General features: G+C 63.1%; 18 protein-coding genes. 1 reads left to right on the forward strand and 17 read right to left on the reverse strand.

Translation table 11 applies throughout. From position 1 onward, the window contains the following. Position 1: 1 nt before the first annotated feature. The 10 genes from tmk to htpG all read right to left on the reverse strand — a co-directional run bounded on the left by tmk (position 2) and on the right by htpG (position 15,656). Entirely contained in the window at positions 2-682 is a 681-nt protein-coding gene (gene tmk / locus AOBCEHNH_RS07595) for a dTMP kinase (protein ID WP_152063792.1), read from the reverse strand. Positions 683-685: 3 nt separating this feature from the next. Then, on the reverse strand, positions 686-3,298 hold the full coding sequence (locus AOBCEHNH_RS07600; protein WP_152063793.1) for a DNA topoisomerase I: 2,613 nt from the start codon (positions 3,296-3,298) through the stop codon (positions 686-688). A gap of 460 nt (positions 3,299-3,758) precedes the next feature. Next, positions 3,759-4,553: a twin-arginine translocase subunit TatC gene (tatC, locus tag AOBCEHNH_RS07605; protein WP_193221226.1), complete on the reverse strand. Its 795-nt coding sequence runs from the start codon at positions 4,551-4,553 to the stop codon at positions 3,759-3,761. Continuing rightward, the gene (locus tag AOBCEHNH_RS07610) at positions 4,553-5,125 is read right to left on the reverse strand and encodes a Sec-independent protein translocase subunit TatA/TatB (RefSeq protein ID WP_193221227.1); all 573 of its coding nucleotides are present in this window, start codon (positions 5,123-5,125) and stop codon (positions 4,553-4,555) included. The genes tatC and AOBCEHNH_RS07610 overlap by 1 nt, the downstream gene beginning before the upstream one ends. Positions 5,126-5,249: 124 nt before the next feature. Then, on the reverse strand, positions 5,250-5,564 hold the full coding sequence (locus AOBCEHNH_RS07615; RefSeq protein WP_039910744.1) for an STAS domain-containing protein: 315 nt from the start codon (positions 5,562-5,564) through the stop codon (positions 5,250-5,252). A gap of 39 nt (positions 5,565-5,603) precedes the next feature. Next, entirely contained in the window at positions 5,604-6,401 is a 798-nt protein-coding gene (locus AOBCEHNH_RS07620; protein WP_152063795.1) for a tetratricopeptide repeat protein, read from the reverse strand. Beyond that, entirely contained in the window at positions 6,402-7,706 is a 1,305-nt protein-coding gene (locus tag AOBCEHNH_RS07625; protein ID WP_152063796.1) for an aspartate aminotransferase type Ic, read from the reverse strand. 927 nt (positions 7,707-8,633) lie between these two features. Beyond that, positions 8,634-10,844, reverse strand: a complete 2,211-nt coding sequence (locus tag AOBCEHNH_RS07630) for a YhgE/Pip domain-containing protein (protein ID WP_152063798.1) — start codon at positions 10,842-10,844, stop codon at positions 8,634-8,636. Continuing rightward, entirely contained in the window at positions 10,845-13,406 is a 2,562-nt protein-coding gene (locus AOBCEHNH_RS07635; RefSeq protein WP_152063799.1) for a YhgE/Pip domain-containing protein, read from the reverse strand. A gap of 225 nt (positions 13,407-13,631) precedes the next feature. Then, positions 13,632-15,656, reverse strand: coding sequence for a molecular chaperone HtpG (gene htpG / locus AOBCEHNH_RS07640; RefSeq protein ID WP_152063800.1), 2,025 nt, complete (start codon positions 15,654-15,656; stop codon positions 13,632-13,634). Between the two features lie 472 nt (positions 15,657-16,128). Here htpG and AOBCEHNH_RS07645 point away from each other — a divergent pair, with 472 nt between their 5' ends. Then, entirely contained in the window at positions 16,129-17,094 is a 966-nt protein-coding gene (locus AOBCEHNH_RS07645; protein ID WP_152063801.1) for a putative endonuclease domain-containing protein, read from the forward strand. A 233-nt stretch (positions 17,095-17,327) separates the two neighbouring features. Here AOBCEHNH_RS07645 and AOBCEHNH_RS07650 read toward each other — a convergent pair whose 3' ends face one another. From AOBCEHNH_RS07650 to AOBCEHNH_RS07680, 7 genes are all read right to left on the reverse strand, one after another. After that, the gene (locus tag AOBCEHNH_RS07650) at positions 17,328-18,269 is read right to left on the reverse strand and encodes a transketolase family protein (protein WP_152063802.1); all 942 of its coding nucleotides are present in this window, start codon (positions 18,267-18,269) and stop codon (positions 17,328-17,330) included. 4 nt (positions 18,270-18,273) lie between these two features. Next, the gene (locus AOBCEHNH_RS07655) at positions 18,274-19,095 is read right to left on the reverse strand and encodes a transketolase (protein WP_152063803.1); all 822 of its coding nucleotides are present in this window, start codon (positions 19,093-19,095) and stop codon (positions 18,274-18,276) included. A gap of 192 nt (positions 19,096-19,287) precedes the next feature. Then, entirely contained in the window at positions 19,288-19,968 is a 681-nt protein-coding gene (locus AOBCEHNH_RS07660) for a transaldolase family protein (RefSeq protein ID WP_152063804.1), read from the reverse strand. 177 nt (positions 19,969-20,145) lie between these two features. After that, complete coding sequence (locus AOBCEHNH_RS07665; protein WP_226803359.1) at positions 20,146-21,537, reverse strand: sensor histidine kinase; 1,392 nt, start codon at positions 21,535-21,537, stop codon at positions 20,146-20,148. A 32-nt stretch (positions 21,538-21,569) separates the two neighbouring features. Then, entirely contained in the window at positions 21,570-22,283 is a 714-nt protein-coding gene (locus tag AOBCEHNH_RS07670; RefSeq protein ID WP_118271855.1) for a response regulator transcription factor, read from the reverse strand. A gap of 149 nt (positions 22,284-22,432) precedes the next feature. After that, positions 22,433-23,326, reverse strand: a complete 894-nt coding sequence (gene pstB, locus AOBCEHNH_RS07675) for a phosphate ABC transporter ATP-binding protein PstB (protein WP_442340105.1) — start codon at positions 23,324-23,326, stop codon at positions 22,433-22,435. Between the two features lie 173 nt (positions 23,327-23,499). Further along, positions 23,500-24,876 carry a sensor histidine kinase gene (locus tag AOBCEHNH_RS07680; protein ID WP_118271854.1) on the reverse strand — a complete coding sequence of 459 codons (1,377 nt, stop codon included), beginning with the start codon at positions 24,874-24,876 and terminating at the stop codon, positions 23,500-23,502. Between the last annotated feature and the right edge of the window lie 9 nt (positions 24,877-24,885).

The raw sequence follows: 24,885 nt of genomic DNA on the forward strand, positions 1-24,885 counted from the left end.
GCTAGCACTTCCCCTGACACGTCTGCAGCGCCGCGGCAGCATCATCCTCGGACATGGACAGGCCGGCCGATCGGAGCTCGGCAGCAACACCGGAGAACACCTCGGCAATGGATTCGCCGGCATCGATCAGCTTCACGCGATCTGGCTCATCGGCGGCAACCGCGCGGAAACCCGCGGCAACGCGCTCTTGGAACTCCAGACCCTTGAGTTCGAGGCGGTCCTCGGCTTCACGGCCGGAACGGCGGCGCAGGGCGTCCTCGACCGGCAGGTCGAACACGAGCGTGAGGTCGGGACGGCAACCGTCCACCGCGAGCTCGTTTGCCTGAGACACCATGTTGCGGTCCAAGCCATCGGCAAAGGCCTGGTACGCCGTGGTGGAATCGTAGAAGCGGTCGCAGACCACCGTCTTGCCGGCGGCGAGCGCCGGCCTGATCACCTGATGCACGAGCTGGGCGCGGGCGGCCTCATACAGCAGCAGTTCGCACACATCGCCCATCTCGGCGTTTGCGGGGTCGAGCAGGATGGCACGGATCTGCTCAGAGATCTTGACGCCACCCGGTTCGCGCAGGCGCAAGACGTCGTGGCCCGCAGCCTCGAGCGCCGCCGCGATGAGCCGCGCCTGCGTGGACTTCCCGCAGCCGTCGATCCCCTCAACCGTTATGAACAGGCCTCGAGAACTCATGTTTTACGCCTTCTCGGTCGCGGTCTTCTCGGCGGCAGCCTTCTTCGCCGTCGTCTTCTTCGCAGTCGTCTTCTTCGCAGTCGCCTTCTTGGCAGTCGCCTTCTTGGCAGTGGTCTTCTTGGCCGTCGAAGCCGTCTTCTTCGCGCCCGGCTTCGACGCGGCCTTGCCGCGGACGGGCTTCTTCTCCTTGCCGGGGCAGTCCATATTCACGCAGATGCGCCACGGACCGCGCGCGGTCTCGACCACCACCACGGGAGCGCCGCAGTGCTCGCAGACCTCCCCGGTGGCGGAGAGCTTGCCGCGAGCGGGCAGCGGGTAGCTCACACCGCAGTCGTCGTAGTTGGTGCAACGGATGAAGCGCTTGCCGCTCTTCTCGCTCTTATGCGCAATCAGATCGCCGTGACGGCCCGCCTCCGCGCAGACGCGGCACTCGCCCACCTTGAGGTCGGGTTCGTAGTTGGTGGGGCACTTGGGATTCACGCACTGCTCGTAGGCCTTTTGGCGGAACGGCTGACACTTGATGCGCGGCGCGCCGCACTCGGGGCATACGGCGGCCTCGCCCTCGAGCGGACTCACCTTCACGCCGGAGGGCACGGGATAGGTTACATCGCAGTCGGGCCAACCCATGCAGCCGATAAAGCTGCCGCGCGTCTTGGCGCTCGTCTTCATGACGAGGTCTTTGCCGCACGTGGGGCAGGCGCCCACGCGGGCGTCGGCGGTGACGGCGTCCGAGATCGCCTCACCCAGATCGTCCTTGTGCTCGATGAGCGCGTCGAGCATGCCGGCGAGCAGGGCGCGGGAGTGGTCCACGACGTGCTCCTGCGTGTCGGCGCCCTCGGCGACCTTGGTCATGTCGGCATCGAGCTCGGCGGTCATGTCGGGCGTGGTGACGCGAGGCGCGAACTCCGAGAGCGCATCGATGATGGCGATGCCGAGCTGGCTCGGCTCGATGGGATCGTTCTTGAGGTAGCGCACCGCATAGAGGCGCTCGATGATGCTCGCGCGCGTCGACTTGGTGCCCAGGCCGCGCTTTTCCATCTCCTGGACGAGCTTGCCCTGGCTGTAGCGCGCGGGCGGCTCGGTCTGCTTGGCCTCGAGCTTGATGTCGCGCACGTCGATGACGTCGCCCTCGGCCAGCGCGGGCAGCTGCTCGTCGCGCTTGAGGCCATACGGGTAGGCCTCGCGGAAGCCGGCCTCCACCAGCACATCACCGCTGGCGGCAAACGGCTCGCCGCCGACATCGATGGACAGCTTGGTGTTCTCGATGGTGGCGGGCCCCATGAGCGTCGCCAGGAAACGGCGGGCGATGAGGTTGTAGAGCTTGAGCTGGCCGCCGTCGAGCGTGGTGGGATCGCCCTGGCCGGTGGGATGGATCGGCGGGTGGTCGGTGGTCTCGACCTTGCCGCGCGTAGGTGCGAGCGGGCCGGCGAGGATCTTCTTGCACACGGGCGCGAGCGCCGGGGTGCCGGAGGCCAGGCCACGCACGATGCCCTCGATGTCCAGCGTCTTGGGATACACCGTGTTATCGACACGGGGATAGGAGATGAAACCGCTCATGTAGAGGGACTCGGCGATGCGCATGGTGCGCGCGGGGCTGATGCCCTCGGCCGCCGCTGCCGCCTGCAGCGCGGTGGTGTTGAACGGCACCGGAGGCTGCTGCTTGCGACTGCGCTTGGCCACAGCGGTGACGGTGCCGGTGGTCTCGCCCTCGACGTGCGAGAACGCCGCCTCAGCCGCCGCCTTGTCCGTGAAGCGCGCCGTGGTGTGGGCGACCTTGAACTCTTGGTCGGAAGCCTCGCCAAGCCCTCGGATCTGCCAGTAATCCTCAGGCACAAAGGCCATGCGCTCACGCTCGCGCTCAACCACCAGGGCGAGCGTAGGAGTCTGCACGCGGCCGGCGGAGCGCACGTTGCCAAAGCCGCCGAACTTGGCGAGCGTGAGATAGCGCGTGAGGACCGCGCCCCAAATGAGGTCGATGTACTGGCGGGACTCGCCGGCGTCGGCCAAATCCTGATCGAGCTCGACCAGGTTGGCAAAGGCCTCGGTGACCTCGCCCTTGATGAGGGCGGAGTAGCGGGCGCGGCGCGCGGGCAGCTCAGGGGCCACCTCGCGAATCATGTTGAGGGCGTCAGAACCGATGAGCTCGCCCTCGCGGTCGAAGTCCGTGGCGATGATGACCTCGTCGGCCTTTTTGGCGAGGTTCTTGAGAACGCGGATGATCTCCTTCTCCGCGGGGTTCTTGATGATCGGCGACCACGTGAGGTACGGCAGGCTCTCGACCTTCCAGCCCTTGATGTTGATGCCGTTGGCAAGAAAGGGCTTGCGCTTGGTGTCGTACGGCGGGCGGGCAAGGCCGTCGGGCACGCCGGCGGGCAGGACCTCGCCGTCCTCGGTCAGGCTGTACCAGCCCATCTTCTTATCGAACAGGATCTCGTCGGGAAAATCCGGCGCGAGGATATGGCCGGCCAGGCCCATTGAGACCCAGTCCTCGCCGTCGACCTTGAAACGGTAGACCTGCGTGTTATAGACCTTGTCGTTCTTCGGCGCGCCGGCGTCGGCCAGCAGCTGTGCGATCTTTTGCGCAGCGATGTTCTTCTCTGCAACGACGAGCTTCACAAGGGCTCCTTTTCGTACGGCGCGGGTGCGCCAAACGTATTTATATATAGTGTGGGTCAGTGTACACGAGTTCTACCCTTCACGCTAAAAGCCCATGCTGCGGCAGAGGGATCCACCTCGCACCACTCGCGAACGCCCTCGCTCGGCCGCCTTTGCCTCCATCGGCCGCTTTCGCATTGCTCGGCCGCCCCCGCGTCACCGAGATGCAACCAAAGTCACGATCGAGCACCCGATTTTGTGACTTTGGTTACATTTCGAGCTGTGACTTCGGCTGCATTTCGAACACGGAAAAGAAAGTACCCGGGATCCTCATCCCGGGTACTTGGCATCATTGCGATTGTGCTTCGGTCGAGCTTGTGCTTCGGTCGAGCTTGGACCGTTCGGCTGGGGGCGCGCCACGTGCCCGGGTGCATCCTGCCCATCAGGGCATATGCCACCCGCCTGGGCGTGTGCCGTGCGACTACTCGTCGTCGTCCTCGTCGTCGCCGAAGAGGCCCAGACGGCTCTCGGTGAGGCCGGCCTTGCCGTCGCGCGCCACAACCACAAAGCGTGTGATCATGAGCGAGACCTCGTACAGGGACAGCATGACCGCATACATGAAGATCAGCGTCACGGGCGAGGCATCGGGCGTGATGGACGCGGAGACCACGAGCATGATCACGTAAACGTAGCGCCATGCCGCACGGAAGCTGGCATAGGGCACGATGTGGAACACGGCCAGGTAGAACACGATGAGCGGAAGCTCGAACGAAACGCCAAAGCCGATCATGAGCAGAAGCTCGGTGTTGATGAAATCCTCGAGCTGGGGCATGGCGGCGCCGATGGAGCGGGTCTCCTCGAGCAGCCACTCAAAGGCGGCCGGCGCGATGAAGGCATAGCAGAAGATGACGCCGGCGAAGAACAGCATGGTGGCGACCAACACCGTGGGGACAACCCAGCGGCGCTCATTGGGGCGCAGGGCTGGCAGAAAGAACGCAAGAATCTGCCAGATGATCATGGGCGTGCACATGGCGAGCGCGACCTTGATGGCGATGTTGAACTTGATGGAGAAGCCGCCGAGCGAGGTCATGACGGAGAGCTGCTCGCCGGGCTGCAGGGAACCGTTGATCGGGTCCTTGAGGATGTCAACCAGCGTGGGGGCTGCAAAATACATGAAGACGGTGGCGGCGAGCACCGACACGACGACGATGGTGAGGCGACGGCGCAGCTCACCGAGATGGTCCATGAGCGGCATGCGCGCGGGTCCGATGGGCATTACTGCTCCCCTCCCTTCGACTCATCCTCGACAGGTACGGCCTCGGCCTCCACAGCAGGAGCCGCGGCGCGCTTGCGCGGACGGCGGGCGTACAGGTCCTCGGTGGTCAGCACCTCGGGTTCGGAAGCCTCCTCGGCCACCTGCTCGGACTCGGGCTCAGGCTCGGCAGCGGGAGCATCGTCTGCAGGAGCATCCTCGGCGGGAGCGCTCTTGCCGTCCTCGGCGTCGCCCGCAGTGGCCTCGGCCTCCTTGGCGGCGCGCTCCGCGGCCAGGCGGGCACGGCGCTCGGCAAAGGTCTCCTTGCGCACCGGGGCCTCCTCAGTTGAAGCGGAGCCCTCGGCGTCGGCATCCTCGTCCTCCGCCGCAACGGCCACCTTGGGGGCCTTGGCAGCAGCGGCCATGGGGTCCACAACCTCGGTCTGGACGACGGCGGTCAGCTTCTCCTGCGTCTCACGGAACTGACGCAGGGCACGGCCGATGGTGCGCCCCATCTGCGGCAGCTTGTCGGGACCGAACAGCAAGAAGCCAAAGACCAGGATGATGACCAGCTCGGTCGATCCAATTCCTAGCACGGGATACCTCCCAGTTTCCTCAAATGTCCATGCGGCGCTCCGTGCGCCGTCCAAAGCGGCAATATTCCAAGTATAGCGCCGCCGTACGCCACGCCCCGCGACGAGTCGCCGTACGGATAAAGCCTTACGCTGCGCTGATGCTGATGTCCTTATCGACGCCCAAAAGCTGCGCGACGCGCAGGACGTTCGGCTGGGCGCCCGTGATCGACAGGGCGCGTTCACGCTCAGAGGCGCGGCGGGCGGCGCCGACCAGCACGCCGATGCCCGTGGAATCGATATAGGGAACCTGGGAGAAATCAAGCTCGACGCGCTCAGTGGGCTGCTCAAGGGCCAGATCGATTGCGTTGCGGAGCTTGTCGGCGTTCGAGATGTCGATCTCGCCCTCGACGACGATGAGGTAGCGCTCTGCACTGGGATGCGTGGTGATGGCGAGTTCCATATCCATGCCTTTCGATTGAGTCGCGCTCGGCGCGATCGTTTACTTGCTCAGCGCCTCGAGGCGCTCGCGGGCGTAATCGCCCACACCGTAGGTATCGTCCTCGGCGGCGGTGTCGACGGCCTTGCGATAGGCCTTCTCGGCCTTGTCCGCATCGCCGTGGGATTCGTAGAACATGCCGAGGTTCGCCCATGCGGGCGCGAACGTTGCATCGCGCGCGACGAAAGCCTCGAGGTCCGCGATGGCCTGCTCATGCTCACCGGCGTAGAACACGCAGATGGCGCGATCCACCTCGGCCGCCGGAGAGGCGTTGTTCGCAAGGTACTCGTCGTAGTGGACGATGGCCTGCCTGAAGACGTCCCGGGCCTTCAGCTGGTCCTCCTCGCTCTTGGCGCCGTTCATGGCGGACATGCCCATATCGAAGAAGTTGTTGGCCAGCGTGAGCGGGTCATTTGATACGGGGGCGGCGGAACCGTCGACCACCTTGGCGTTACCCTCATCATCAAGCTCGATGTCGGGATGGCCCTCGGGCATCTCGACCGAAGCATCCTCGGAGGCGGCCTCGGGCTCGCGCGAGCCCAACTCGTTGATGGTCACCGTGGTGCCCACGAGGTAGCCGATCACCACGCCGAGCACCAGCGAGATGCCGGCGATGGCGAGCACCATCCAAAACGGCGGGGACTGACGCTGCGGGCGGGCGGGATCGGAGTTGGCCGGAACGGCGGGCTCGGAAGACGGGCGACGCACATCCGCCTCGGCGACGTTATCGGATGCGGGCTCGGGCACGGACTCCGCCTCAGCCAGCTCGTCGTCGAAGAACTCGTCGAAATCGTCGGTCATTTAGGCACGCTCCTCGAGCGCGAGCTGGGCGCTCACGAGCTTGACGGCCAATATGAGCACCTCGAGCGCGGAAGAAAGATCCTCAACGCTGGGGTAGCTCGGGGCGATGCGGATGTTGGTATCGTGCGGGTCATCGCCATAGGGCCAGGTGGCGCCTGCCGGGGTGAGGGTGACGCCCATCTCGCGGCACAGGGCGCCCACACGCTTGGCGGAGCCCTCGGGGCCGTCGAAACTCACGAAATAGCCGCCGCGCGGATGCGTCCAGGTGGCGCAACCGATGCCGTCCAAGCCCTCATGCAGCTTGGCATCGACGCACTCGAAGCGCGGGCGCATGAACTCGGCATGACGACGCATATGGGCGCGCACGGCGTCCAGGTCGGGCAGGAAGCGCACGTGACGCAGCTGGTTGAGCTTGTCGGCGCTGATAAGACCGGCCTGCAGATGGTGCGCGATCTCCTTGATGACCACGGGAGAGGCGGCAACAAAACCCACGCCAGCACCGGGGAAGGTGATCTTGGAGGTGGAGGCGAAGGCGATCACGCGATCCTCGTTGCCGGCCTCGCGCGCGGCGTCGAAGACGTTAAGGAGCTCGTCGCCCTCGTCATACAGGTCATGCACGCAGTAGGCGTTGTCCCAGAAGATGCGGAAATCGGGGGCGGCCGTCTTCATCGAGGTGAGGCGACGGACCGTCTCGTCGGAGTAGGTGTCGCCCGTGGGGTTGGAGTACTTGGGGACGCACCAGATGCCCTTGATGCCCTCGTCGGCCGCGACGAGGCGCTCAACCTCGTCCATGTCCGGACCGTTCTCGGTCATGCGCACGGGAACGTTCTCGATGCCCAGATCCTCGGTGATGCCGAAGTGGCGATCGTAGCCGGGCGCGGGGCAGAGGAACTTGACGCGCGCGCCGTCGTGCGCGGCGGAGAACTCGGACCACGGGGCATGGCCGCACGTGCCCTTGAGCCAGCACATGGCCACGGAATCATGCTCGATCAGCAAACTGGAGCTACCGAGCACGAGCGTCTGGGACGGATCGACGCCCAAAAACTCCCCGGCGAGCGCACGAGCGGAGGGGATGCCCTCGAAGCAGCCGTAGTTGCTGCAGTCCACGCCGCCGTCGGTAAGGTCGGAGTCAGCGCTGAGCAGGTCGAGCATGGGGCGAGAGATGGCCACCTGCTCGGGCGACGGCTTGCCGCGAGCCATATCGAGCTTGAGCTCGCGCTCCTTGACCTCGGCGACGCGCGCCTCGAGATCGTCGATGGCGGCGGCCAGCTCGGCGTCGTTCATCGTTTGATACATCGTCTGCATGACGGTTCCCTTTCTCATCGCGAAACGAGAGGGGCGTCACCGCGACGACCCCGCTACGCTGCATCGCTTCGCATCGAAACAGTATACGTGGTTTACCAGGCCCCACTCCATAGCCGCACAGAATGTGTAGAGTCTCATGCCCGCCTCAGATGGGGCCAGGGTCTCAAATGGGGCCAGGTACGAATTGGGCACCTTCGATGCCGGGCCGACGGCAGGCCCGGGCAAAGCCTCGGTTTGCACCCATCCCAATTGGAGCGCCTCCCCGTCGCTTCACAATTCCACAACAGGGCTGCCATAGAAGCACCATGGTGAACGGTCGATTTCTTAAGGTGTACGTAAGACGCGACGGAGTCCATGGGGGCCAATTTCCCCATTTATTGCTTTTGACCTCGCATTTCATCGCTCGGGCAAAGTCTCGTAAGACTTTCTTATGCGGATAAGACGGGCCGCACTGGCAATAATGATGACAGCACCCGAGGGCCAGCAGCGAGGCCCAAAGGCGCCCGTACCGGTGGATGACGAGGAGGCCCGAGCATGCCGTCGTTTTACGATGTCCAGCGCGCCCGGACCCCCCGGCCGCAGCTCAGATGTGCGAACCATTTCTCCTTCCCCCCGACACAGAGAAAGGGCCTCCTCGAACCCACCACCCGTACACGGTCGAGCAACCAGCGAGTCAACCTCCTTCGCTCGTACAACGACCTGCTCGACGCCCTCGACGTGCCGCAATTGCAGCAGTCCACGGCATAACCGCAGCACCAACAAACAGACTCGGCGAAAGGGCCTCCGCAAGGAGGCCCTTTCCATGTCGCGATCCGCCGCGATCGTCTTGATCGCCCCACACAAAAGCAGGCGCCCGCCGGCGCATCTGCGCAGACGGGCGCCCGAATCCCAGGGGGGGGCAATTTGTACCTGTCGCCAATTGAGACGCTACATGAGCTTGGTTTCCTCGAGCTTCTCGATGATCCAGCGGTTGGCGCGAATCACCGGGCGGCGAAACACCAGGCCCAGGGCCAAAGACGGGATGAGGTACAGCGAAAGCGTGCCGAGCTCGATCCAGAATTCCATGCCGTACGCCCCCGCCATGGCGGCATGCATGGCGTTGATGGCGTGCGTGAACGGCAGGAACGGGTAAACAGCCTGGAAGAAGTCGGCGGTCATCTCAATCGGGAAGGTACCGCCCGAACCCGCGACCTGCATGACCAGCAGCACGACCGCAATGGCCTTGCCGATATCGCCGAAGCTCACCGTGAGCGTGTAGATCATGTTGCTGAACACGAACCCGGCGAGCCAGCCCACGAGCATGAACTGGAAGGGATGCTCGCACTGGATGCCGAAGAACAGCAGGTCGCCGGCGCACACAAGTGTGGCCTGCGCAAATGCCAACAGCGCGAAGAACGCATAGCGACCGAGGTAGAGCTCGTGCAGGCGCGGGTTGCCAAGGGCCTTGACGTCGGCCTCATCGACATTGGCCTTGAGCATGGCCGCCAAGACGATACCCGCGACCCAAATCGAAAGCGTGGTGTAGAACGGAGCCATCGCGCTGCCGTAGTTCTTGATGTGATACACGGCCTGGCGGTCGAGGGCCACCGGCGCGGCGAGGGCGTCGGCGAGGGCCGCGGGGTCGGAACCGATGAGCTCGCGCACGCGGTCGAGGTCGCCTGAGGTCACTGCGGTGTCCAGGCCCTCCTTCAGACGCTGCAGGTCATCGGCGGCGGACACGAGATCGGCAGACGCATCGGCGAGAACCGCATGGGCCCCGGCCAGGTCATCAGAGAGCGCCGATGCGGCATGGGACAGGTCGGTCACAGTCGCGCCCAGGTCGTCGGCCATATCGGAGCCGCGACGGGCGACATCGGCCACGGCATCGGAAAGGTCGCTGATCTGCTGCTTGAGAGTCGCATTATAGGAATCCTTGACGCCGCCGATGCTCCCCTTCGCCTCGGCGATGCCGTCCTTCACAGCCTGCGCCTTCGCCCGCGCATCGGCGGCTCCCGTCTCGAGCGACGCAGCCGCATCGGAGAGGTGTTTGGCGAGCAACTCTTGCTGGTTGGCGACGTTGCCCACGGTATTGGCGACGATATCGATCTTCTGCACCAGCTCGGCCTTGAGCTTCTCAGGCAGGTTGGACCCCTCGACATCACGCTCGACGGCGAGGATGTTGTCTTGCACGTCACGCATGTCGGAAGCCCGCTTGGCCACGTCCGCGGATGCATCGCGCAGCTGGGTGACAGTCAAAGACACGTGTGCGTCGGCGGCACCAAAGGCCTCGTCGATGGCCTTCGCGGCGGCGTCGTAATCGCCCGCGCCATCCTTAAGGGACTGGTTGATGGCCGCAACCGCGGCATCCAGCGCATCATGCATGCCGCTCAAGCCTGTTTTCGCGTCGCCCACAAGGGCCTCGGCATCCTCGTTCGCCGCACCGGCGCTCGCCAGCAAATCGCTCGTTGAATCGAGCAGGCCGGTGGAGGACTGCAACAGTCCCGCGAACTCGTCCACGCTTCCAGAGGCGTCACGCAAGGTCGTGATGGCACCGGCCAACGTGCCCGACAGGTTGCCGGCGTAGGCCGCGATCTGATCGCCATCCATGAACTCAAGCAAGCTCGAAGTGGTTGCCAGGCCAACATCGCTGATGGTCTTTGCAAAGGTCTCATCGATCTGCTGGCGCACGGTACTCGCAGCCTTATCGGTCACGCGCGGAGCGATCGCATTCGCCTTCTGATTCTCGTAGTACACGATCTCGGCATGCTCCGCATCGCTGGAGAACACGGTCATCATGCGCGAGCTGAAATTCTCGGGGATAACCACCGCGGCGTAGTACTCGCCCGAGCGGACGCCCTCCACGGCGTCGGATTCGCTCACGAACCTCCAGTCCAACTGGTCGTTCTCGCGCAGGGCGGACACCACCGTGTCTCCGATGTTCACGCGCACCGGGATGAGGTCGCTCATGTACCCGTTGTCGGAGTTTGCCACGGCCACCTTGAGGTTGCCGGTGTTGCCGTAGGGGTCCCAGCTGCCGGCGATGTTGAACCACGCGTACAGCGTGGGAACGATCACCAGACCGACCGCCACGATGAGCGCGACCACGCTTCCACGAATGCGGGAGAGATCCCGCTTGAGAATGGCGATGATGTTCCTCATCTACTCCTCGCCTCCTTCCTCATGCACGCAGGGCATGGTACGGCCCAGCTCACGGCGCATCTCATCGGCGGGCAGGCCGCTCATATGCACCTGGTCCCTCAAACTCCGGCGCAGATATTCGACGAAGATCATGTACGCGTCGGCACCGATCACGGCGACGATCCACAGCAGCAGCATCACGAGCTTGCCGTCGATGTCCAAATCGAGCGTTGCCGTAAGGATGAACAGCAGGATGGGCAGGCCGAACACGAGACAGAAACCCGTCTTGATGAGGGTGGGATAGCGACGCTCGAAACGCGCGGCGCGCTCGACCACGTCGCGGCGATACGCCTCGGTATCCAACAGTGCGCGCACGGTGGAGCGGAGCGAGAAGTGCTCGCGCGCCATATCATCGTGCTCGCAGATCATCACGCCCGTACCCGTGAGCTCGCGGTCGAAGAGCAGGTTGAGATTGAGCAGCTTGGGCCTCAGCCACACGCCCACGAACAGGGCGATCAGCAAAAATACACCGAGGGCGACGAGGTTCATCAGGTAATCCATGCCGTACATGCCGCCGATGGTCTCGCGCATCGCGTTAATGCCATACGTAAAAGGCAGCAGAGGATGCAGCGCCTGGAAGAAGCCGGGCATCATCTCGATGGGGTACATGCCCGAGGAACCCGGGATCTGCACGATCACGAGGATGACTCCGATGGCCTTGCCGATATGTTTGAACGAGATGGCCAGGGCGTAAATGATGTTCACGTACACGAACGAGGTGAATACGCCGGCGAGCATGAACAACACCGGATGCTCGCACTGGATGCCGAGGGCAAGATCGCCCGCGCACACGATGATCGACTGGACAAAGCCGAGCAGGACCATGAGCATCCAACGACCGAAGTAGCCCTGGTTCGCCGTGAAGCGACCCAAGCCCTCGTGATCGACCTCGAGCTTGAAGATGGCGATGAGCACGAAGCCGCCAACCCACAGCGCGAGATTGGTGTAGAAGGGCGTTACGCCGGAACCGTAATTGGCAACCGGGTAGACCGGCTCCGTGCGCAACGTCACGGGAGCGGACATGAAATCAGACATGTCCTCCGGATCCATGTCGAGAATGGTGGCGAGATCGGCCGTTGCCTCGGAGCTGCGGAGAGCGGAGAGGTCGGTCGCGACGCTTCCGAGCGTCGTCTGCAAATCGGCCAGGGTCTTATCGGAGCTGGCAAGCGCCTGACGGGTCTGGTCGAGCATGGCGTCGAGCTGGTCGAGCATCGAGATTGACTGGCCGATGGTCGGCGTCAGGCTCCGCACCACGCCGACGAGGTCGCCGGAGACGCTTGAAAACGCATCCAAGCCATCGCTCAGGCGAGGCATGACCTCTTCGTTGATGCGCTTCTGGGTCTTGCCGAGTCCCTCGACGCTTCCCTGAATGGCATCGTTCATGGCACCCGAGGCCTTATCGAAAGCTGCGGCGTCGTTGCCCAGGGCATCGCTTTGGCCCTGCAGGCCGTCTTTGACCTGCTGCAGCCCCTGGTTCTGGCGCTCGAGCTCGCCGATCGCGACATCGAGGTTGCCGCCGTTGCCCAGTTGACCGTTGATCTTGCGCAGCGCCTCGATGGCGCGCGTATTGGCGTCGATCACGGATTGGAAGTCGATAAGGGAGATGTCGATCTTGGTTTTTGCCGAGCTCGCCGCGCCGGCGATCGCGCCCACCGCGCTGTTCGCGTCGGAAGCCGCAGTGCCCAGATGCATGGCACCGTTTGAAAGCGCGCTCGAAAGCGCCGTGTGGAAATCGCGGGCGGCAGAGCGCGTGGTTCCCAACAAGGCGTCGCCACGCTGAAGCGCCTCGACAAGCGAGGGGGCCTCCTCGTCCATGCCGGCGAGGGCCGACTTCGCATCGGCGGCGGCCTTCTTGGCCGCGTCGATCGTGGCGTTCATATCGGACAGGCCCGAACGAACCCGGTCGAGCGCATCCAGCGAATGAGCCACATCGGCCATCACGCCAACGTGCGCGCTCTCCCCCGCCGCATCGATATCCACGCCGAGTTTCTTCGCCTCGGTCACGAGCGTGCTCGTGACCGTGCCCACAAAGGTCTCGTTGAGCTGGGTCTCGATGGTCTCGGCACCGGTATCGGTCACCTTCGGGGCGATGGCGTTTTTCTTCTCGTTCACGTAATACGTGAGTTCGGGCTGCTCGAAATCGCCCGTGAGCATGCTCGTGAGCTTCTCGCTGAAGTCGTGCGGAATCACGATGGCGGCGTAGTAATCACCGCGCCGCACGCCCTCCTCGGCCTTCTTCGCATCCGTGAAGACCCAGCCCAGGTCGTGGTTCTCCTTGAGTTTGTCGATCGTCTGCTCGCCGGCGTTGAGTTTGCCCGTGAGTTCGGTCTCCACGCCCGCATCCTCGTTGGCGACTGCGATCTTGACGCCCTCGGTGCTACCGTAGGGGTCCCAGTTCGCCTCGATGTTGTACCAGGCGTACAGGGACGGAATGATGCACACACCGATGGTGATGACCATCGCCACTGGATTGTGCAACAAGCGGAGCACATCGCGCTTGAAGATCTCCCATGCTTTTCTCACGCTTGTCTCATCCTTTGACCTCGAGATTTATTGTTCGGTGCAGAACTATACTACGCACGTTAGTAAAACAACAGTTGTAACGGTATCTGACGTACGTCTTAATACTTTCTGCAAACTACCAGGAATCCGTTATGAGTCCCCACCATGAAAAAGCCGGGGCGCCCCGTCTGGAGCGCCCCGGCGGATCGGCCGGCATATGGGCCGGCATATCGTTTTCGAGCTCGCCTACATGAGTTCGCAGACGCTCTGGGCGAAGGCAACCGGATCGGCCGGCAGAATGCCCTCGACGAGCAGCGCCTGATCGTAGAGCAAGCCGGCGTACAGCGCGAGCTTGTCCTTGTCGCCGGCATCATGTGCGGCCACGAGCTTGTCGAACACGGCGTGCTTGGCGTTGAGCTCGAGCACGCGCTGGGTCTTGGGCATCTCGCCGCGATCGGCCTCGGGACCGCGGGCGAGGACCTTCTCCATCTCGAGCGACAGCGGGCCCTCGGTGGTAATGCAGGCGGGCGCGTCGGTCAGGCGAGCAGAAACCGCGACTTTCTCGACCTTGTCGCCCAGCGCCTCCTTCATGGCGTCGAACAGGTCGCCATGCTCCTTGGTGGCCTGTTCGGCATCCTTCTTCTCGTCCTCGGTCGCCAGGTCGAGATCGCCGGTCGCCACGTTCTTGAGCTCGAGGAAACGGTCCTCGGTCTCCGGCTCGGCACCATCGGCCACGGCCTTGGCGGCAGCTTCGCGGGCAGCGTCGTCCTCGTAAACCTTAGGGCAGTTCTTGGCGGTGTACCCGCGCATTGCCTGGAAGGTGAACTCATCCACGTCCGTCGTGAGCAACAGCACGTCATAACCGCGATCGAGCACGCCCTTGACCACGGGCATCTTGGCGAGGCGGTCGCGGTCGTCGCCGGCGGCGTAGTAGATGGCCTTCTGACCCTCGGGCATGGCGGCGGCGTACTCGGCCAGCGTCACCATCTTGTTCTCGCGCGCGCTCCAGAACAACAGCAGATCGCCCAGCTCGTCGGCCTTCATGCCGTAGCTGGAGTAGATGCCGAACTTGAGGCCGCGGCCGAAGTTCTCGAAGAAGGTCTCGTAGTTCTCACGATCGTTGTCGCGCATCTTCTCGAGCTCGCTCGTCACGCGCTTCTCGATGCGCTTGGCAATGGCCTTGAGCTGTCGATCGTGCTGCAAGGTCTCGCGGGAGATGTTGAGCGAGACGTCCTGGGAATCCACCACACCGCGCACGAAGTTGTAGTAATCGGGCAGCAGCTCGGCGCACTTGTCCCGGATCAAGACGTTGGAGCTGTAGAGCGCGAGACCCTTCTCGTAATCCTTGCTGTACAGGTCAAAGGGAGCACGGCTGGGGATGAACAGCAACGCGTCATACTCGAGCGTGCCCTCGGCATGGAAGCTCACTGTGCGGGCCGGGTCCTCGAAGTCATGGAAGGTCGACTTGTAGAACTCGTTATAGTCCTCATCGGACACATCAGAGCTGCGCTTCTTCCAAATCGGGGTCATGGAGTTGATGGTATCGAGTTCCTCGTAGTCCTCATACTCCGGCGTATAGTCATCGCCGGCATCCTCGGGGCGCTCCTTCTCACGACTCTTGGTGACCATCATCTGAACCGGGTAGCGCACGTAGTTGCTATAGCGCTTGATGAGGTCCTTCAGGCCCCACTCGGACAGGAAGGTATCGTAATTCTCTCCGGGCTCGCCGTTCTCGCCCTCGATGTTCTCGCGAATGGTGAGGATGACGTCGGTACCATGCTCGGAGCGCTCGCCTTCCTCGATGGTGTAGCCCTCGAGGCCATCGGACTCCCACACGTGTGCGACGTCCTCGCCAAAGGCGCGGCTGACAACGCGAACGCGCGATGCAACCATGAACGCGGAGTAGAAGCCCACGCCGAACTGACCGATGATGTCCACGTCGGAACCCTGGTGCTCGGCGTTGGCCTGCTTGAACTCCTGGCTGCCGGAATGGGCAATGGTGCCGAGATTGTTCTCCAGGTCCTCGGCGGTCATGCCAATGCCGTTGTCAGATACGGTGAGGGTGCGGGCATCGCGATCGAAAGAAACGCGAATGGCGAGGTCCTCGTCGTCCAGCTGAATGCTCGAGTCGGAAAGGCTCTTAAAATTGAGCTTGTCCACCGCGTCTGAAGCGTTGGAGATGAGCTCGCGCAGGAAGATCTCCTTGTTGGTGTAGATCGAGTTGATCATGAGGTCCAGGAGCTTCTTGCTCTCCGTTTTGAATTGCTGCATGCTCGAAATGCCCTTTCTGCCGTTTGCAGGCCGGCTCGCGCCGACCGATACGCCCAAGACCGGCGCATCGCTGTTGAACGTCTTCCATGGTACCCACAATTGCACTCATAAAACCTAAGTCATAATCACTTAGATTCAGATGACACAATTGTTTTTCATGAGTCATTCCACAAGTTGTCGACCGTGCAGACCCGCAAACCCTTCTGCCAACTATTCATTTCGGCGACTTCGGTCAAATAAGTCATTCATACAGTAGTCTGATCTTGTGAAACCTCCTGCGCGCGAGCGCATTCCCCCACGAATCGCAACTCTCGGCAAAACTATGACATCCATGAGCGGCATAAGGCGACTTTCACCCCGATGCGCTCGGCGCGTTTCCCCCTATTCGTCGCTCTAAACACTGTATAAGGCTTCTTTTTGACCACTCTTACAATTATCGGCCAGCATGGCCAAAAGGATGTATCGTCTATGCATGGAAGGAATTGTTTGCGCGTGCGGCGCCTCCGCACTTGAGCTATATCGGTCGAGCAAGCGCCTCATCCCGACGCTGCTCGATAAGCCGAGGACCGGCAAGGTCGCCGGACTCATGGTCCCGCCGCGACAATTTCTGGAAGACGACATGACCGCACGCGGCGTCGCCAAGCAACCCTACCATGTCCTGGTCGATGGCAACCACGGATACAACCCACGACGGGACATCCATGCCGTCGCTTGCTATCACCCGCTTCCGCCTCGATCGCTCATTAAAATCGACAAAGGTTTTTGGGTAACGAGCCCCGAGCTCACCTTCATTCAGATTTGCGCAGATGAAGATCTGAGCGATTTCGACATCATTTGCTTGGGATATGAGCTTTGTGGAACCTACGTTCTCGACGATTCATGGGACGGCCTCACGTGCATCGATGAGCCTCTCACATCAACCGAGAAAATCGGAAGGCTCATCAATTCCATCCATAGAGTCCCCGGAATCAAACGGGCTAGAAACCTGATAAAGCATGTACACGACCTATCGAATTCCCCCATGGAAACCATTCTGGCCATGCTCGTTTCCCTGCCGACCACGAAGGGTGGTCTTAGCCTTGGCCCCATCTCCCTGAACCACCCTGTTGCAACCCCCGTAGGGCAAAGACGCGTCGACATCGGCTTCCCCAGACAGCGTGTCGGACTGGAGTATCAAGGCAAGGAATTCCACTCGATCGAAGCGGTGGGACGCGACGCGCGAAGGCAGAATAAGATCGTCGGATCGGGCTTCACGATACTGAACGTTTGGTATGAAGATCTGATTGATGAGCATCTCTTCCAGCAACTCGTCACCGATCTGTTTCGCGCATTGGGAATCCGGAAGCGCATTCGGGTCACCGGATACCACACGCTTCAAAAGCTACTGCGCATGCAACTCATGCCAGCCATCAAAGCATACGGCAGCAACGAGTTCTAACAATCGTGCAAAAAGCCATCGAGCACCTGGAGTCGGTCGCGCCAAAAGCCCATCGAGAGCCGCTTGTCCCAAGGCCGGCCGTCCCAAAGCCACCGCAACCTCAGCGGCAGGTCCGGCGTGCGGCCGCGAACGCAATGCTTTCACTCGCAATGCTTCCCCCTATGGAAAACGCGGCGTCGCAATCAAAGCGACGCCGCGTTGCATTGCATACCGCGAACAAACTGAAGAAGCCGCTAGGCCAGCACCTCGCGAACGGCGGAGGCGACGCCCTCGGCGTTCAGGCCATACTTGTCCAGCAGCTCGAGCGCGGGACCGGACTCGCCGTACACATCCTGCACGCCCACGCGACGCATGGGGACGGGACTCTTCTCGCACAGAACGGCGGCGCAGGCCTCGCCCAATCCGCCGATAACGGAATGCTCCTCGACCGTGACCACGTGGCCGGTCTTGGCCGCGGAGGCAAGCAGGGTGTCCTCGTCGAGCGGCTTGATGGTGTGCATGTTGATAACCTCGACGGAGATGCCCTCGGCGGCGAGCGCGTCGGCCGCCTCGAGCGCAGCGGAGACCATGAGGCCACAGGCGACGACGGTCGCGTCGGTGCCCTCGCGCATCACGATGGCGCGGCCAAGTTCGAACTCATAGTTCTCGGGGTCGTTGATCACCGGCGCGGCCAAGCGGCCAAGACGCAGGTAGAACGGGCCATCGGTGGCGTAGGCGCAACGCGTCGCAGCACGGGCCTCCACGTCGTCGGCGGGGACGACCACCGTCATGCCGGGGATGGTACGCATGAGCGCGATGTCCTCGTTGCACTGGTGCGTGGCGCCGTCCTCGCCCACGGAAATGCCGGCATGAGTCGCGCCGATCTTCACATTGAGATGCGGATAGCCGATGGAATTACGAATCTGCTCGTAGGCGCGGCCGGCGGCGAACATGGCAAAGGTGCTCGCAAAGGCAACGCGACCGGTGGTGGCGACGCCCGCGGCGAGGCCCATCATGTTGCCCTCGGCGATGCCGGCGTTGTAGAAGCGATCGGGGAAGGCGGCCTTGAACTTGGCCGTCTGGGTCGCAGCCGCGAGGTCGGCATCGAAGACCAGGAAGTCGTCGTGCTCTGCGCCAAGCTCGACCAGGGTCTCGCCGTAGCTCACGCGGGTGGCGATTCTCTTCTCGTCTGCCATAGCTTTAAGCCTCCTTCGCGAGCTCGGCCATGGCCTGCTCGAACTGCTCGTCGTTGGGGGCCTTGCCGTGCCAGCCCACCTGGCCCTCCATGAAGGAGACGCCCTTGCCCTTGACCGTCTCGGCCACGATGCACACCGGCTTGCCGGTGATGGAGCGGGCCTCCTCGAAGGCCGCACGGACCTGAGCCATGTCATTGCCGTCTGCCAGCTCGATCACATGGAACTTGAACGCAGCGAACTTGTCGGCGATGGGCATCGCGGAGTTGACCTCCTCGATGCTGCCGTCGATCTGCAGGCCGTTGTGGTCGACGATCAGGCAGAGGTTGTCCAGCTGCTGGTTGCCCGCGAACATGGCGGCCTCCCAGACCTGGCCCTCCTCGATCTCGCCGTCACCAAGCAGGCAGTAGGTGCGATAGGCATCGCCCCAGTGCTTGGCGGCGAGCGCCATGCCCACGGCAGCCGAGACGCCCTGGCCCAGGGAGCCGGTGGACATGTCGACGCCCGGGGTATCGTTCATGTTGGGGTGGCCCTGAAGGTGGCAGCCGACATGGCGCAGGGACTCGAGGTCCTCCTTGGGGAAGAAGCCACGCTCGGCGAGGGCCGCATACAGCGCGGGAGCGCAGTGGCCCTTGGAGAGCACGAAGCGGTCGCGGTCGGCGCGACGTGGGTCTGCCGGGTCGACGTTCATCTCCTCGAAGTAGAGGTAGGTGATGATGTCGGCGGCGCCGAGCGAACCACCGGGGTGCCCGGACTTCGCTGCGTGCGTGCCGATCACGACCCCCCTCCTGACCTCATTGGCAACCTGGATGAGTTCCTCATCGCTCATGGACGATGCCTCCTTGTGGGTGAGCGGTGCATAAATGTACGCGACAATCATAGCGGGACAATCGGCGAACAGGGCGCTCGCAGACGGTAAATTCAAAACTATTTTTTCGCAGACAAGGGTGTTTACCTGCGATAAAGCGCTTTACCACAACTGGGTCACCAAACCGGCGAGGCACTTTACCGACCCCTCGTCTCACGCGTTTGCGACGCGCTCCCAATCAGCCTCGAAGGCCGCAATGCCGGCATCGGTGAGCGGATGATGGAGGCATTTCTTGAGCGCCTTCATGGGGACGGTGGCGATATCGGCGCCCAACAGGGCAGCTTGGACCACATGGTTGGCCGTGCGCACCGAGGCGGTGATGATCTCGACCACGCCGTCCGGGTTCTTGCCGGACCAATCGTAGTTCTTGATGCAAGTGATCACGTTCGCGAGCTGCGAGATGCCATCCAGCGCGATATCGTCGTAGCGACCAACGAACGGCGAGATATAGCGGGCACCGGCGTTGGCGGCCAGCAACGCCTGAGTCGCGGAGAAGATGAGCGTCATATTCACGCGAATGCCTTCATCGGCCAGAATTCGGCATGCTGCCAGACCGGCCTCGCAGATGGGCAGCTTTATGACGATATTCGGAGCGAGCGCGGCGAGCCGTCGCCCATCGGCTACCATGCCATCGACCGTCGTCGCCGTGGTCTCAGCCGACACTGGCAGACCCTTGCAGAGCTCGGCGATCTTTTGCATGTGGGGCTCGAAGTCGGCGAGGGCGCCGCCCGTCTTGGCGTACAGGCTCGGATTGGTGGTGACGCCGGCCAGGCATCCCCAGCTCTTCGCCTCGGCGATCTCTTCCAGGTTCGCGGTATCGATGAAGAACTTCAAGGCAGACCCTTTCTCACGCTGTGCCACAGGGCCAGTATACGCACGGAGCCACAAGGGACCGCATCGGGCGGGTAAGGGCTTCGAGCTGAAACGTGTTAGCCTCCACCCAACGGTAGCAACCCGCGCGCAAGCGGCATGAACCAGCCCACGGGGCGGGCAACGGTCGCGCATACCGGCTTAAGCCTCGATCTGCTCCTGGGCAGGGAACCGCACGGTGATCGTGGTGCCGCGGCCGAGTTCGCTCTCGAGTTCGATGCGGGCACCGTGGTACGACGCGGCGTGTTTCACGATGGCAAGGCCCAAGCCGGTGCCGCCGCGCGCCTTGGAACGGCTCTTGTCAACCCGGTAGAAGCGCTCGAAGATCTTCTCCTGCTCCTCGGGTGCGATGCCTATGCCCGTGTCGGCAACCCGGATGAAGGGCGTGGGGCAATCGCAATCCGGCGTAGCCTCGACGCCGCACGAGAGGGTCACCGACCCGCCCGGATGGTTGTATCGAATGGCGTTGCTCGTCAGGTTGTAGGCGAGTTCGTCGACCAGGCGGGGCACGCCGGTCACCATAGCCGGCGCGCAATCCAGATCCAAATCGATCTCCGAACGCGATGCGACCTGTTCGAGACGCTGGACGATTCCGTCGAGCATGAGCGGGAGGTCGATGGGCTCCCGTGCGCCGAGGGCCGCCGCAGCCGAGTCCCCTTCGGAGCGCTCGGCCTCGTCGAGGTTGGAGAGAGTGAGGATGTCGTTCACCAGCGAGGTGAGACGCCCCGCCTCACTGTAGATGCGCCGTCCGAAGTCGCGCAAATCCGCCTCGTCGGTCACGAGACCGTTGGCGATGAGCTCGGCATATCCCGAGACCGTGGTGAGCGGGGTCTTGAGTTCGTGCGTGATGTTGGCGGTAAACTCGCGGCGCATGCGGTCGTTATCGGCCAGCACGCGCATCTGGCGCTTGAGCTCCTGACGCTGGCTCTCGATACGCTCCAACATGGGCTCCATCTCGGAATAGGCGTTTTGGACATTGCGGCGCGGATGATCGAGATCGACCTCGAGCAAGGGCTCGATGATGCGATGCGATTCGCGCCGCGCAACGACGACGGCAACAACGGCGCCACCGACGACCATGAGGACGACGGGCAAGGACAGCGTTCCCAGGATGGCCAGGTATCCCGCTTCTCCCTCGGCAATGCGCACCACACTGCCGTCGGCAAGGCGCACCGCCTGGTAGAGCATGACCTCGCCCAGCGTCGTGCTCGAACGCTCGGCGGAACCGTAGCCTGTCGAGATTGCCTGCTCGATCTCGGGACGGTCGGCATGGTCCTCCATCTTGCTCGCGTCGGTATCGCTGTCGAACAGGACATCGCCCTCGGGATCGACCAGGGTGACGCGGATGTTCTCCAAATGCAGTCGACGCAGCATGGTGAGATGGCTGGGGGCGCTGTTGAGCGAAGCCGCGACCACACGGGCCTCGTCGGCAAGCTCGGCGCTCGTCGCATGGACGAGCCGCTGCTGCACGATCAAGGTAAGGGCGAGGGCGAACACGATGATGGTCGTGAGCGACATCCCCAGGATGGTCACGAATACGCGCCTCGACAGCGACTGATGGCTGCTCATTCGGCGGAATCCGCAACGGCCTCATCGGCCGCGGCACGATCGACCAGGCGATAGCCCACGCCGCGAACCGTCTCGATGCGATCGGCATGCGAACCGAGTTTCTGGCGCAGGGTCTGAACGTGCACGTCGACGGTGCGCGAACCGCCGTCGAAATCCCAACCCCAAACGCTCTGGAGCAGCGACTCACGCGTGAAGACGACACCGGGTTTGCGCATGAGGTACTCAAGCAAATCGAACTCTCGCAGGGTGAGCTTGAGCTCATGGCCGTCCACGCGAACCTCGCGGTGGCTCGGCGAGAGCTCGATGCCGCCCACGCTCAGCATCTCGGGGGCGGGACGGCTCATCATGCCGCCGCGGCGCAGCAGGGCGCGGCAGCGGCTCGTGAGCTCCATGAGGGAGAAGGGCTTTGCGAGGTAGTCGTCGGCGCCGCCGTCGAGGGCGACGACCTTATCGAGCTCCGAGTCCTTCGCGGTGAGCATCATGATGGGCACCGTCGCGGTCGCCTGATCGGCGCGCAAGCGGCGCATGATCTCGAGACCGTCGGTATCGGGAAGCATGATGTCGAGGAGCACGGCGTCGGGCACACGGCGGGCGACGGCGGCCTTGAACTCGCTGTCGCAGCTGAAACCCTCTGCCTCGATACCCTGCTGGCGCAGGGCGTACAGGGTCAGGCCCCTGATGTTGTCATCATCTTCGACGTAATAAATCATGCGAACGATACCTCCTCGACCGTTTCGACAATTCTACCCACTGGACGGCACCGCTGAGCGGTCTTGACCGTCCCGCGCCGATACAACGGCGTACGCCCCGCACACGGCACCAGGGCACCGCATGCGGGACGCACGTCCGGCCTGCCCGATTAACCGAAACGACCGGTAAGGTAATCGGCGGTGCGCTGATCGCGCGGAGCCTTGAACATCTGCGTGGTGGGCGCGTGCTCGACGAGCTCGCCCAGCAGAAAGAAGGCCACGGAGTCGGAGATGCGCGAGGCCTGCTGCATGTTATGGGTAACCACCACGAGCGTGTAGTCGCGCTTGAGCTCCATGGCGAGCTGCTCGACCTGGACCGTCGAGATCGGGTCGAGCGCAGAGGTGGGCTCGTCCATAAGCAAGACCTCGGGCTGTACCGCGATAGCGCGCGCGATGCACAGGCGCTGCTGCTGGCCGCCGGACAGGCTCAGACCGGAATCCTTGAGCTTGTCCTTGACCTCGTCCCACAGGGCGGCGCGGCGCAGGGAATCCTCCACCAGCGCATCGAGTTCGCTGCGGCTCTTCACGCCGGCGCCGCGCGGTCCGTAGGCGACATTGTCGTAGATGCTCATGGGGAACGGATTGGGATGCTGGAACACCATGCCCACGCGCTGGCGCAGCAGCGTGGTGTTGTAATCGGCGTAAATGTCACGGCCGTCGAGCTTGATGGAACCCTCGACACGGCAGTCCTTCACGTAATCGTTCATACGGTTCAGGCAACGCAGCAAGGTCGACTTGCCGCAGCCGGACGGCCCGATGAACGAGGTGATCTCGCGCTCGGGAATATCGATCGAAACGTCCTTCAGCGCATGATGGTCGCCATAGTACAGGTCCACGTTCTCGACGGAGATACGCGTCTTGTGCACAGGGGCGACCTCGCTCCCCGCACCGGCGGGGACCATGGGCACGTCACCCCGCTCGCGCAAGGCAGCCTCCTCGGCCGCGCGCGCCATCGCCTGGGCGCTATCCTCGGGCGTGTAGTCCACCTTCGAGCCTCCTCGCATTCTTGCTCATAGCTCTCAGCATGGTACGACCCGCACTTCAGGCACCCGTGAACCACATGTAAGGTGCGTGTAAGCCCGAACTCATCAAACGGCGCCGGCATATCAAACGCTGACAAAGCAAAACCTCAATTGAGGGACAGTCCCCAAATTGAGGTTTCGCAATCGGGCTTTTGTCACGCGGGCACGACGATGGTAAACACGGTGCACTCGGGGGTGGACTCGCACGCAATGGTTCCGCCATGTGCGGTCACGATCTCCTTGGCGATGGCGAGGCCCAGGCCGGCGCCGCCGCGGTTGGTCGCGCGCGCCGCATCGAGGCGATAGAACTTCTCGAAAATCGTCCCAAGCTTGGCGGCGGGAATCGGGTCGCCCTGGTTCTCGAAGCGCACGGTCACCGAGCCCTCCCCGCGCACGGCTTCGATGCGGATCGTCGAACCTTCGTAACTGTAGGCGATCGCATTCTTCATCACGTTGTTGAAAACACGGGCCATCTTGTCGCCGTCAACGAGGACCGTGAGATTCAGCGGCGCGTCGACCTCGACGTGCTTGCCCTGTTCGGCGAGGGTGGGATAGAACTCGTCCGCAACCTGCGCGAGAAGCAGGGAAAGATCCACGTAGCCACGCGTGAGCACGATGTCGTGGAAGTCGAAACGCGTGATGTCGAAGAATTCCTCGATGAGCGCGTCGAGGCGATGTGCCTTGTCGAGCGCGATGCCGGTGAAGCGAGAGCGCTGCTCCACGGGCAGGTCGGGAGCCTCCTGCAGCAGCGAGAGGTAACCCACCACGCTGGCGAGCGGCGTCTTGAGATCGTGGGCGAGGTAGGTGACCAAATCGTCCTTGCGGCGCGCCTCATCGCGCAGGGCTTCGGCGACCTGGCGCTCCTGGTCGCGCACGCGGCTGATCGCACCCTCCACCTCCAGGAAGGTTCCGTCGAGGTTGTCCACATCCTGTGGGTTGTCGATCAGGCGGTCGACAAGGTGGCCGGCGATGACTCGATCCGCGGCAGCCTGCCCGCGGTCGTAGCCGGCATAATACAGCGCACGCCCCACAAAGAAGACGCCGCACACCGCGCATGCGAGCAAGAAGCCGCAGAACATGAACAGGTAATCTATATCGACGAACAACGGTCGTGCACGAGCCGTGAGCAGGGATCCGAAGAAGATCACGGAAAACCAAGCGGAGCCACCGAGCGTCACCGCGCGGCGGACCGTCACAAAGCGATCCGTAAGCATGTAGCCCACGACAATCGCGATGAGGAACGCGATGAAGCTCTCGCGCGCGATGACCGCAAATGAGAGAAGCACCAACACGACCAAGGAAAGCAGGCGGCTGTCGAGCAGGATTCGCAGCTTGGCGATGACCTCGTCGATCGAATCGTTCGAGGTCGTGAAGAAGCGCTCTCCGACGGCAGGGGCAGCCGAGGCATCGATATTGGGGGCATCCGCGGCGCCCGCCTGTCGCGGCGCTTCCGAACGGTCATTGGGCAGCCCCGTCATGGGGTTTACCGGCGCGTGCTGCCGCCGCGCCGATCTCTTTTTCTCAGTGTTCATCTACCCTGC

Origin of the sequence: Collinsella intestinalis, from assembly GCF_902501455.1 — a bacterium.
Taxonomy (GTDB): Bacteria; Actinomycetota; Coriobacteriia; order Coriobacteriales; family Coriobacteriaceae; genus Collinsella; species Collinsella intestinalis.